10 protein-coding genes are annotated in these 11000 nt (G+C 69.9%); 6 read left to right on the forward strand and 4 right to left on the reverse strand.

Translation table 11 applies throughout. The features are described 5' to 3' along the window. Positions 1 to 204 precede the first annotated feature (204 nt). Positions 205 to 1902, forward strand: coding sequence for an alkaline phosphatase D family protein (locus CV1CTNOD_RS04400; RefSeq protein WP_131784899.1), 1698 nt, complete (start codon positions 205 to 207; stop codon positions 1900 to 1902). An 87-nt stretch (positions 1903 to 1989) separates the two neighbouring features. Here the strand turns inward: CV1CTNOD_RS04400 and CV1CTNOD_RS04405 are convergent, their stop codons facing one another. Further along, positions 1990 to 2913, reverse strand: coding sequence for a diacylglycerol/lipid kinase family protein (locus tag CV1CTNOD_RS04405; protein WP_131784885.1), 924 nt, complete (start codon positions 2911 to 2913; stop codon positions 1990 to 1992). A gap of 157 nt (positions 2914 to 3070) precedes the next feature. Next, positions 3071 to 3691 (reverse strand): DUF6758 family protein, encoded by a 621-nt coding sequence (locus CV1CTNOD_RS04410; RefSeq protein WP_131784886.1) that lies wholly within the window; start codon positions 3689 to 3691, stop codon positions 3071 to 3073. A 394-nt stretch (positions 3692 to 4085) separates the two neighbouring features. Between CV1CTNOD_RS04410 and CV1CTNOD_RS04415 the strand changes: the two genes are divergently transcribed. The 3 genes from CV1CTNOD_RS04415 (at position 4086) to CV1CTNOD_RS04425 (ending at position 7297) form a co-directional block, all read left to right on the forward strand. Then, entirely contained in the window at positions 4086 to 5528 is a 1443-nt protein-coding gene (locus tag CV1CTNOD_RS04415) for an aldehyde dehydrogenase family protein (protein ID WP_131784900.1), read from the forward strand. Between the two features lie 57 nt (positions 5529 to 5585). After that, positions 5586 to 6524, forward strand: a complete 939-nt coding sequence (locus CV1CTNOD_RS04420; protein WP_131784887.1) for an NADP-dependent oxidoreductase — start codon at positions 5586 to 5588, stop codon at positions 6522 to 6524. 356 nt (positions 6525 to 6880) lie between these two features. After that, positions 6881 to 7297 carry an NUDIX hydrolase gene (locus tag CV1CTNOD_RS04425; protein WP_131784888.1) on the forward strand — a complete coding sequence of 139 codons (417 nt, stop codon included), beginning with the start codon at positions 6881 to 6883 and terminating at the stop codon, positions 7295 to 7297. A gap of 108 nt (positions 7298 to 7405) precedes the next feature. Here the strand turns inward: CV1CTNOD_RS04425 and CV1CTNOD_RS04430 are convergent, their stop codons facing one another. Beyond that, entirely contained in the window at positions 7406 to 7912 is a 507-nt protein-coding gene (locus CV1CTNOD_RS04430) for a MaoC family dehydratase (RefSeq protein ID WP_131784889.1), read from the reverse strand. 333 nt (positions 7913 to 8245) lie between these two features. Here CV1CTNOD_RS04430 and CV1CTNOD_RS04435 point away from each other — a divergent pair, with 333 nt between their 5' ends. Further along, complete coding sequence (locus tag CV1CTNOD_RS04435; RefSeq protein WP_131784890.1) at positions 8246 to 9136, forward strand: LLM class F420-dependent oxidoreductase; 891 nt, start codon at positions 8246 to 8248, stop codon at positions 9134 to 9136. 155 nt (positions 9137 to 9291) lie between these two features. On the opposite strand, the gene CV1CTNOD_RS04440 is transcribed toward CV1CTNOD_RS04435, so the two are convergent. Beyond that, the gene (locus CV1CTNOD_RS04440) at positions 9292 to 9960 is read right to left on the reverse strand and encodes a suppressor of fused domain protein (protein WP_431607068.1); all 669 of its coding nucleotides are present in this window, start codon (positions 9958 to 9960) and stop codon (positions 9292 to 9294) included. A 447-nt stretch (positions 9961 to 10407) separates the two neighbouring features. Between CV1CTNOD_RS04440 and CV1CTNOD_RS04445 the strand changes: the two genes are divergently transcribed. Next, on the forward strand, positions 10408 to 11000 hold a 593-nt coding region (locus tag CV1CTNOD_RS04445; protein ID WP_131784892.1), incomplete at its 3' end, for a TerD family protein.

Genomic DNA, 11000 nt, shown 5'->3' on the forward strand with positions numbered 1-11000 from the left:
CACGATATCTGTTCGACGACCCACAGCATTCGCCCACGGTTTTCTCGGATCACTTTCGTGTGCGGCCGGTTGTCCCCTAACGTCCCGGTACTGTGACGATCGGCCCCGTGACGACGACGGGGGTGGCGGCTCCTGGGATGCTCTGGGCGGGACGTTGTGGACAGGACTTCTGTGGGCGGCAGGGACGCCGTGGGTGCCGGCTCCATGGGTAGTGGCTCGGGCGGTACCGGTAGTGGCCCGGGCAGGCCAGGGCGGGCGGGCGCCGCGTCCAGGCGAGGGTTTCTTGCGGGTGGGGCCGTTGCGCTGGCTGCCGCGGCCTGCTCCAGCGGCGGGTCGTCCGGCAGCACGCCGGCTCCGCGTCCGACCGGGCGACCGGGCCTGCGGCCGGCCACCCCGATTCCCGGTGTCGGCGATGAGGTGTTCTCCCTCGGGGTGGCCAGCGGCGATCCGCTGCCCGACGGGGTGATCCTGTGGACGCGGCTGGTGGCGGCGCCATCCGGTGGCACACCGCTTCCCAGCAGCGATATCCCGGTCGACTGGCAGGTCGCCACCGACGAACGTTTCACCGACGTCGTGGCGGTCGGGACCCAGACCGCCACGCCGGCGCTGGCCCACTCGGTGCACGTCGACGTCCGCGGCCTGCAACCGGGCCGGGTGTATTTCTACCGGTTCCGGGCCGGGACCGTGCTGAGCCCGGTCGGCCGTACCCGTACCGCGCCGGCCGCCTCGTCCGCGGCGTCGAGCCTGAGCTTCGCGCTGGCAAGCTGTCAGGACTTCCAGAACGGCTACTGGCCGGCGTACAACGCGATCGCCGCCGACGACCTCGATCTTGTCGTCCACGTCGGTGACTACATCTACGAGTACGACCCGGACAGCCGGTTCCCGGACCGCCGCCACACCACTCCGGCCACCCCCGGGCTCAACCAGCTTCGAACTCTCGACGACTACCGCAACCGCTACGCACAGTACAAGAAAGATCCCGCCCTGCAGGCCGCCCATGCCGCCGCGGCCTGGGTGGTCACCTGGGACGATCATGAAACCGAGAACAACTACGCGGGCCTCACCGACGAATCCGGTGACACCGGTGACAAGCACGAGGACCCGGCGGTGTTCTCCCGGCAGCGGGCCGCGGCCTACCAGGCGTACTACGAGCACATGCCGATCCGGGTCGGTTATGTCCCCGGCTCACCGGATCTGCGGCTGTACCGCCGGTTCACCTTCGGTGACCTGCTCACCCTCAACGTGATGGACACCCGGCAGTACCGGACCCCACAGCCCGGCCGGGTATCACAGGACGTCGGCAGGGCATCACTGGGAGAGAACAACATCAGCGGGACGATGGCAGGCCCCGAGCAGGAGGCGTGGCTGACCGGCGGTCTGCGTGCGTCGTCCACCCGGTGGAACGTGATCGCCCAGCAGACGATGATGGCCCAGCTGCACGGGCAGCTCGTCCCCGGCATCGGTGACGTGCTCACCAACCTCGACCAGAACGACGGCTACGTGCCGTACCGCACCCGGCTGCTGTCCGCCGTCCGGGACAGCCGGGTACGCAACCCGGTGGTGCTCTCCGGTGACATCCACTGCGCGTGGGTGAACGACCTTCGGGTCGACTTCAACCAACCGGAGACACCGGTGATCGGCACCGAGTTCGTCTGCACGTCCATCAGCTCGGGGTTCTTCCTGGTCAACGAGGAGTTCGTCCGGCAGAACAACCGGCTGCTCAATCCGCACGTGCGGTACTTCCGTGGGGAGAAGCGCGGCTACACCCGCATCCGGGTCTCGCCCCAGCAGTGGCGGGCCGAGATGCGCGTGGCCGAGACGATCGACCGGCGGGACGCGCCGGTGAGCACCGACGCCACCTGGGTGGTCGAGGACGGCCGCCCAGGCGCCCAGCCGGCGTGAGCGTGACGAGGACTGTCCGCCCGGATGGGCCCGGACGGCCCGCCGGCTCGTGACGGCCCGGTGCCCGGATGCCGGCCGGCCGGCCGGTCAAGGTTGTGGCGCGAGAAAGCGCAGCATGCCCGGCCGCAGGACGATCCGGGCGGGCAGGTCCGCGATCGGGTCGCCGTCCGCGTAGAGCTGGAACGGCCGGTCGGCGTCCACCCGGATGCTGCGGGCCGGGCGCACCTCGACGTGCGCGGAATCCACATGGCGTCCGGAGAACACCTTCGGGAACGTCGACAGGAAAGTGACCTTGCCGCACTGTGACAGCAGCACGACGTCGAGCAGTCCGTCGTCGAGCCGGGCGCCGGGCGCCAGGCGCATCCCGCCGCCGTAGTAGGCCGAGTTCGCCGCCGCCACCGTCCAGCCGACGAGTTCGTGCGGGGCGCCGTCATCGATCTCCACGGTGAACCGGGCCGGTTTCCATGCGGCTGCCGCGCGCAACGCACCGTAGGTGTACACCTGCTGGCCGCGGACGAACCGGGTCCGATTGGCGATCACCTGGACGTCCGAGTCGAAGCCGACGCTGGCGATGCCGAGGTAGGCCCGCCCGTTGGCCTCGGCCAGGTCGATGCGGCGCTCGACGCTGCTGGCCAGGGCGGTAGCGGCGATCACAGGATCCCGGCAGGCGCCGACGGTGCGCAGGAAGTCGTTGCCACGCCCCCCGGGCAGCACGGCGAGCAGTCCGCCCAGGTGCGCCACGGTTTCGGCGACCCGGCCGGCGAGGCCGTCCCCGCCGAGCGCGACCGCCACCCGCCCGTCGGCCACGGCCTGCCCGGCGAGATCCGCGGCATGGTCGATGTCACGGGTCCGCTCGACCCGCACGTCCGACGCCCAGCGCCGCAGCGTCGCGGACACGTCCGGTAGCGCCCGCGCACCTCGTCCACCACCGGCGTGCGGGTTGACGATGAGCAGCAGCCGCCGCGGATCCACCTCCGCCGCCGGCGGAGCGTCCGTCGCAGGCTTCGTCATCCCTGCCAGCCCTTCTCGTTCCCGGTCCCGTCCCGGCACGCGCACGGAGATGACCGATCGTTGCCGGCGCCGGCGATCGGCCGGCGGACCTTCTGGTCTCGGGTTCTCGGTTCTCGGCGATCGGTCGACTCACCGCCGGTGAGCTTACGAGACCGCTTTAAAGATGGGTGCTTTCGGTACCGAACAGAAGGCAGGTGGCAAGTGTTTCGGTGGTGCGCAGATCCCAGAGGACGAGGTGTTCCAGCAGGAGCGTGGCCGCGTCAGCCGGCCAGAGCACAACCCACAGCCACACCCCGCAGGCTTCACCGACGAACACCGCCCGATCGGGCGGGCAGAGTACCGGCCACAGGGCGGTCGGGTGCCCGGCCGCTTCGATCTTCTCCTCGGGTTTGCCGCCGATGCGTTCCGGATCCGTGCCGGGTAGTCCCGCCAGCCGCGCTCCGAGACCTGTCCCGGGTTCCTCGGCGATGATGACCAGTTCGGCCGGCCCGCCGAGCGGAGACGGCCCACCGGCCGCGAACGCGGTGGCCCGAGGCCCTGTGCGCTCGTCACCGGCCCAGGCGACCCCGCTGCCGAACCAGTGCACCGGCATCGGCCAGGGGACCCAGACCGGCGCCGTGGCCGCATGCGCCAGGAAAAGCAGCGCCTGTTCCCGGGATGACGCCGCGACCCGGTATGGGGCAACCTCCCCGTGCTCCTCGCACCGCCACTGGTTGTTCCACAGATCAGGCGGACGAAGTGTTCGCAGGCACCGGGGACAGGCAGGAGATGTCGTCACCGGTGGGCTCCCCGGTGATACACACCACTCGACGACAGTTTCACAGGTGTGGTCACTTCCCTTTGCTTTCGTTCGTCAAACCCGTTCCGGGTGGACTACGGACGCTTCGCCTCGCCCGAGCAGGGTGCTTCATCTCGCCCGAGCCGGGTATTGCCTGACCGGGTGGCATCAGCGGGCGTCACAATGGATGGTGCGTTCGCGTGTCCGGCATGGTCCGTGTGTCCGGTGTGGCTTGGGCGCCCGGTCCCGGCTGCCGGGTGTGCCGGCATCGACGCGGTGTACGCACGCCCGGAGGCCCGGAGGTTGCCGGTTGTTCGGTATCCCGATGTTGTTCCGTCCCGCGTGGCGTCGCCCTTCTGAGCGTCTTGTGCACGAAGGTGGAGTGGTGGCATCCATGGGCAAGGTCGAACCGTTCTGGGTGGCGGGTCGACCGGCGGCGGGTTCGACGAATTTCGAGGTGCGTCACCCGTGGGACGGTCGTCCGATCGCCACGGTCTCGCAGCCGGACGCGGGGCAGGTGGACGCGGCGCTGTCCGCGGCCGTGGGGGCCGCGCAGGCGCTGTCCGCCATGTCGGTGCATGGCCGGGCCGCCGCCCTCACCCACGTCAGCGGCCGGATCGCCGAGCGCGGTGAGGAGATCGCCGCGCTCATCACCGCCGAGAGCGGTAAACCGCTGACCTGGGCACGCGCCGAGGTCGCCCGGGCGACGTCGACCTTCCGCTGGGGCGCGGAGGAGGCCCGGCGCTGGTCGGGGCAGCTTCAGCGGCTTGACACCGACCCGGCGGGGGCGGGGCGTCTCGCCATGGTCCGGCGCGTTCCCCGCGGTCCCGTACTGGGGATCACACCGTTCAACTTCCCGTTGAACCTGGTCGCGCACAAGGTCGCGCCCGCGCTGGCCGTCGGCGCGCCCATCATCGTCAAGCCGGCGCCGAAGACGCCGCTGTCGTCCCTGCTGCTCGCCGAGCTGCTCGCCGAGACCGACCTGCCCGAGGGCTCGTGGTCGGTGCTGACCGTGCCGAACGAGGCCATGGCGAGCCTGGTCGCGGACCCCCGGCTGCCGGTGGTCTCGTTCACCGGCTCCGCGGCGGTCGGCTGGACGATCAGGGATGCCGTGCCCCGCAAGCACGTCGTCCTCGAACTGGGTGGCAACGCGGCGGTGCTCGTGGCCGCGGACTGGTCGTCGTCGCAGGACCTGCGCTGGGCCGCGCAGCGGATCGCGACGTTCTCGAACTACCAGGCCGGCCAGTCCTGCATCGCCGTCCAGCGGGTGTATGCCGAGCGTGGCGTGTACGAGGAGTTGCTGGGTGAGGTGACGGCCGCGGTCGAGCGACTGCGCACCGGTGATCCCGCCGACGAGGCGACCGAGGTCGGGCCACTGATCGATCTGGCGGCGGCGGAACGGGTCGAGCGCTGGATCGCCGAGGCCACGGACGCCGGCGCGACAGTCGTGACGGGCGGTAAGCGGGACGGGACGTCCATCACGCCGACCGTGCTGCGGGGCGTGCCGTCCGAGGCGCGGGTGGTGCGGGAGGAGGCGTTCGGGCCGGTGCTCGTCATCGAGCCGGTCGACGGGCTCGACGACGGGCTGGCCCGCGTCAACGACAGCCCTTACGGCCTGCAGGCCGGGGTCTTCACCCACGACGTGACGACGGCGTTCCACGCCTACCGCCAGCTTGACGTCGGCGGGGTGATCATCGGGGATGTCCCGTCCTACCGGGCGGACCAGATGCCCTACGGAGGCGCCAAGGAGTCCGGCGTGGGACGGGAGGGTGTGCACGCGGCCATGGACGATCTCACCGTCGAGCGTGTTCTCGTCCTCACCGGCATCGATCTGTGACCCGCGTCGGTCCGTGAACGGCGGAAGTATTTCCGCATCCGCCTGGTTGCCGCGGGTATGAGAGCCGTAGGAGTCATCGAGTTCGGCGGGCCGGAGGCCCTGAAAGTCGTGGAACTCCCCGAGCCGTACGCCGGCCCCGGTCAGGTACGCATCCGGGTACACGCCGCCACCGTCAACCCCGCCGACACCTTCACGCGCAACGGCGCCCGCGCGAAGGCCCTGAGCAGGAACCCTCCGCCGTATGTGCCGGGGATGGACGCCGCCGGCGTCCTCGACGAGATCGGCGAGGGCACCAGGACCGACCTCACGGTCGGCGAGCACGTCATGGCGATCGTGCTGCCGTCCGGATCGCAGGGAGCCTACGCCGAGCAGATCGTGGTACCGGTCGAATCCGTGGTTCGGGTACCGGCCGGGGCCAGCGACGTCGAGGCGTCGACGCTGCCGATGAACGGCCTCACCGCGCGGCTGGCTCTGGACCTGCTCGCGCTGAAGCCGGGCCAGACACTCGCGGTGACGGGTGCCGCCGGCTGTTTCGGGGGATACGTCGTCCAGCTGGCCAAGGTCGACGGCCTGCGGGTCGTGGCCGATGCCTCCGACAAGGACGAACAGCTCGTTCATGACCTCGGCGCCGACATCGTCGTCCGGCGTGGGGACGACGTCGCCGACCGGATTCTCGCCGCGGTACCCGGTGGCGTGGACGCGCTGGTCGACGGCGCCGTCCAGAACGCGCTCGTCCTGCCCGCCGTGCGTGACGGCGGGCAGATCGCCGCGGTCCGCCCGTTCGCGGGTGAGACCGTACGCGGCATCACCGTGCACCAGGTGCTTGTCGCGTCCTACCTGCGGGAGCAGACCAAGCTCGACCGGCTGCGCCAGCTCGTCGAAGACGGTGCCGTCACCCTGCGCGTCGCAGACAGTTTTCCGGCGGAGCAGGCGCTCGAGGCGCACCGCATCCTGGAGGCGGGTGGTACCAGGGGCCGTCTCGTTCTCGAGTTCTGAGCGGTCGGTGTGACGCCGGCCGGTCATGATGGCACTTATTACCATCAGTTATTAATTATTACTGTCAGGTAGCAGGCCGGCTGGCATCACCGGATCGGTCGGCATCACTTGGTCGATGTCACCTGACCGGCGTCACCTCGACCGCGCCGAAGCCGTGGGTGGTCTACGCTCAGACCCCGACGAGAGCCGCGAACCGCGTCAGCGCGCCGATGCCGGTGAGCCTCGGTGCTCTCGCTGATCCCGTCCCGATCATGAGGGCGCGGAAACGGTGTGGACGTGGATACGAAGGTGACCGGTCGGTGTGGCGCCGGGCATGATGGTGGGTGATCGGATTCGTCGGGTGACGGAGGAATCGGGTGCCGCCGGAGCAGGTGTCGCGAAGGATCCCGTGCGTCGGGGCGATCATCATGGACGCCACCGGCGCGCTGCTGCTCGTCCAGCGAGCACGGGATCCCGGCCGTGGCCTGTGGTCGTTGCCGGGAGGGCGGGTCGAGGCCGGGGAGAGCGACACCGCCGCGCTCGTCCGGGAGGTCCGCGAGGAAACCGGCCTGGAGGTGACCGTCGGACGGCTGGTCGGGCGGGTGACGCGGCCGGGGCCCGACGGAGCCGTCTACGAGATCGCCGACTACATGTGCGACATCGGTGGCGGAACACTGCGAGCCGGGGATGACGCCGCGGACGTCCGTTGGTGCGCCGACCTGCGTACGGTGGCACTCACCGAGGGCCTCCTCGACGCCCTCACCACCTGGGGTATCACGACAGCCCGGGGTTGATCCAAGCAGACCCGGGCCTGGGCGGCCGGCTTCCTCCCCGCTGGTTCGCAACGGCGCCGGGGGCGGAGCGGGGCTGGCCGCCAGAGCGGGGCCGCGGCCGGGAAGGCGTCAGGATCCGTTGGGTACGGGACGTCCGGGCTGCTCGCCGCCGCGGGCCTCACCGTAGGAACGCTTGGGCACCATCACCTTGCGGCGGTAGATGCAGACAAGGGTGCCGTCCTGGTTGTAGCCGCGGGTCTCGACCTGCACGATGCCCCGGTCGTCCTTGCTCTTCGACTCGACCTTGCCGAGCACCTCGGACTCGCCGTAGATGGTGTCGCCGTGGAAGACCGGCTTGACGTGCTTGAGGGACTCGACCTCAAGGTTGGCGATGGCCTTGCCGGAAACGTCCGCCACGGACATGCCGAGCAGCAGCGAGTACACGTAGTTACCGACGACCACGTTCCGCTTGAACTGGGTGGTCTGCTCGGCGTAGTTCGCATCCAGGTGCAGCGGGTGGTGGTTCATGGTCAGCAGGCAGAACAGGTGATCGTCGTATTCGGTGACCGTCTTGCCCGGCCAGTGCTTGTAGACCGCGCCGACCTCGAACTCCTCGTAGTAACGACCGAACTGCATGATGTGCTTCTCCTTGCTGTCCCTGCCGCGGCAGGGACCTGGCGTCGTGAACCCCGATCTCGATCCTTCCAGGTCGGCCGGGTACCTGCCCGGTTTGCGACCGGTAGACGGCCGCGATGCAACGGCAACGGGACGTCACACAATGACGCGGCAGTGACGCAACGGTGAGCGCAGGGCGTCCATCCGGCGTTCTCCGGCTCGTCTCAGCGTGGCCATGCCTGCCGGCGTCCGTCAGGATGGGGGCGACGACGGGGACGACGGGGATGACGGCGGTCGGAGTCCACCTCGCAAACGACCGTCCCGGGCACGAGACCGGGACGTAAGGAGTTGGCGATGCTGCTTGGCGTACATGTGGTCCGGTTCACCTGGCCGGGCGGAGCGGAGGCAATCGGGCCGGTCCTGGGGCGCGCCGCCCGGATCGCCGACGAGGCGGGCGTGGCCCGTCTCAGCGTGATGGACCACTACTTCCAGATGGAGGCGATGTTCCCGGTCGACGAACCGATGCTGGAGGGCTACACCACGCTGGGGTTCCTCGCCGCCCACACGTCCAGGCTGCGGCTCGGTCTGCTCGTCACCGGCGTGACCTACCGTCATCCCGGGCTGCTCGCGAAGATCGTCGCTACCCTGGACGTGCTGTCGGGCGGACGCGCGGAGCTGGGGATAGGCGCTGCCTGGTACGACCGTGAGCACCGCGGCTTGGATGTGCCGTTCCCGCCGGTCGCCGAGCGGTTCGAGCGGCTGGAGGAAGCGCTGCGGATCTGCCGGCAGATGTGGAGCGAGGACAACGGACCCTTCGCCGGCCGGCACTACCAGCTTGCCGAGACGCTGTGCGTGCCGGCGCCGATCAGCCGGCCCCGCATACCGATCCTGATCGGGGGCAGCGGGGAGAAGAAGACACTGCGCCTGGTAGCGGCCTACGGCGACGCCTGCAACCTGTTCGCCCCCTCGGTCGACGTCGTGGCGCACAAGCTCGACGTGCTCAAGGCGCACTGCGACGCGGTCGGCCGCGACTATGCGGAGATCACCAAGACGATCATCTACAACGGCGACGCGCTGGCCCGCGAGGACACCGGCGCCTTCCTCGCCGATGCCGAGCAGTACGCGCGGATCGGCATCGACACCGTGATCGTCGTCCCGCCCGGCGGTGAGGCGGTGGACGCCTGGGTCGAACGGATCTGCGTCCCCGTCGTCAAGGACCTCGCCGACATCGCCGTCGCCGGCTGATCCGATCCTGGTCGATCCGGGCCGATCTGATCGGCTCCGGTCCCGGTCCCCGAGGGGCTCCGGCGCGGGCGACGGCGTTCCCCGGACGATGTTCCGCGGAACACGATGTTCCGCGGGACGCTGTTCTTCCGGATGCCGTTGTGTGGCCGGTGTCCCTACCGGTCACCGGCGTCCAGACGCAGCCCGGCGCGCCGGGGATCACGCAGATCGGTGCCGGCAGCCAGCCAGCGCCGTTGCAGCTCGGCTGCCCCATGGACCCGCTTGAACGCGGACTCGTTGGGCGTCATCGGCAGGACCGGCAGGAAACGCACCGGCGCGGGTGCCGGCCCGGGGGTCCGCGCCGGTTGCCGGCTCACGGGCTCGCCCGGCAGTGCCGGATTCGCCAGGGACGGATCCGCCAGCGCCGGATCTGGCAGGGACGGAGCCGGCAGCGGCAGGTCAGGGATGAGCCCGCCGGGTTCGGCGACGAGGACAGCAGTGAACCCGGCGCCGTCCCACAGCGGTTCACCCAGGTCGAGGCCGGCTCCGGCAACCACCGGGACGCCTTCGACAACCGGGATCGCGGCCAGCAGGGCGAGCCGGCGGGGCACGCTGTCGCGGTGCTCCTTCAGCGAGAGCACCAACTCGGCACGCGGTCCCGCCGGGTCGAGCACGGGGGACGCCGGATCGCTCATCGGGGCCCTGGACATCCCGAGGGTCGCATAGCGGACGATCCCCTCCGTCGTGTGACCGAAACGCAGCACCTCGATCGGCTCGGAACCGAGAAACGTGATTTTCGCGCGGCCCGTGTCGGGGCCGAACTCCCGTATCAGGTGCGATTCCACCAGTTTCAGTACTCCTGGACCGTCCACAGCGCCGACTCTAAATCAAGGTAAGGGCCCCGGACACGCGACAAGAAGCATGATCGCGTGTCCTCCGGCCGGGCAGGCTCATAAGGGGCCTCCGGACGCGCGATGAGAGCTGGCGTCCAAGATCCGGCGTTGGCGAACTCGAGGAGCCGGACGTGAGGAAACCGGACGTGAGGAAAGATGTGCAGGCGGCGGGAAGGTCCGGCTCAGGCGGAACCGTGGATCGGGGCCGGGTCGTTACCCCGTCGGGCGCGTCTGTCGTTATGCGGAAACGGGCGGTCGCCGGGTGCCGGTCGCCGGGCGGGGAACGGTATCCGTCACGATGGCCTCGCGGGAGTCACGCCCGCGGACGTCGAACGACATGCCGATGAGCAACATGCCAGCGGGCAACAGGGCAGCAACAGGGCAGATGCGGAGGCCACCATGGCGCAGGTGCTGAGCAAGGGCGCGAACGCACCGTTGTCCACTACCGATGTACGGGTGGAGATCAGTTCGTCCACTCCGCTGGACATTGCCGCGCTGCTGGTGACCGCGAACGGCAAGGTCCGCTCCGATGACGACTTCGTGTTCTTCAATCAGCCCACCGGGCCGGGGGTGCGCCTTCTGCCACCGTCAGCGCTCGAGTTCACCTTGACGCAGGTACCAGCCGACATCGACAAGGTGGTCATCACCGGCAGCCTGGACGGATCCGGTCCGCAGACCTTCGCAGCCGTGAACGGGTTGCAGGTCGTGGTCCGGGGCACCCGGGGTGGGGAGCTCGCCCGCTTCGACCCGGTCGGGCTGACCGTCGAGACCGCACTGGTACTCGTGGAGCTCTACCGGCGCCAGGGGGCGTGGAAGGTGCGCGCCGTGGGGCAGGGATACGCCTCCGGCCTTGCCGGTATCGCCACCGATTTCGGGATCACAGTGGACGACCCCGGTGGTCAGGTCGACCCCCCTACCCAGATAGTTTCCCCGCCGGCGGGGCAGCAGTGGGGAACGCCGTCGGGGCAGCCCCAGTGGGGGAGGCCCTCGGG

Origin of the sequence: Protofrankia symbiont of Coriaria ruscifolia, assembly GCF_900634745.1 — a bacterium.
Lineage (GTDB): Bacteria > Actinomycetota > Actinomycetes > Frankiales > Frankiaceae > Protofrankia > Protofrankia californiensis.

Excerpts from the sequence above, each read along its gene's own strand:
- CV1CTNOD_RS04400 (WP_131784899.1), top strand. The coding sequence starts at position 205 with ATGGGTAGTGGCTCGGGCGGTACCGGTAGTGGCCCGGGCAGGCCAGGG.
- CV1CTNOD_RS04405 (WP_131784885.1), bottom strand. The coding sequence starts at position 2,913 with ATGACGAAGCCTGCGACGGACGCTCCGCCGGCGGCGGAGGTGGATCCG.
- CV1CTNOD_RS04415 (WP_131784900.1), top strand. The coding sequence starts at position 4,086 with ATGGGCAAGGTCGAACCGTTCTGGGTGGCGGGTCGACCGGCGGCGGGT.
- CV1CTNOD_RS04420 (WP_131784887.1), top strand. The coding sequence starts at position 5,586 with ATGAGAGCCGTAGGAGTCATCGAGTTCGGCGGGCCGGAGGCCCTGAAA.
- CV1CTNOD_RS04430 (WP_131784889.1), bottom strand. The coding sequence starts at position 7,912 with ATGCAGTTCGGTCGTTACTACGAGGAGTTCGAGGTCGGCGCGGTCTAC.
- CV1CTNOD_RS04435 (WP_131784890.1), top strand. The coding sequence starts at position 8,246 with ATGCTGCTTGGCGTACATGTGGTCCGGTTCACCTGGCCGGGCGGAGCG.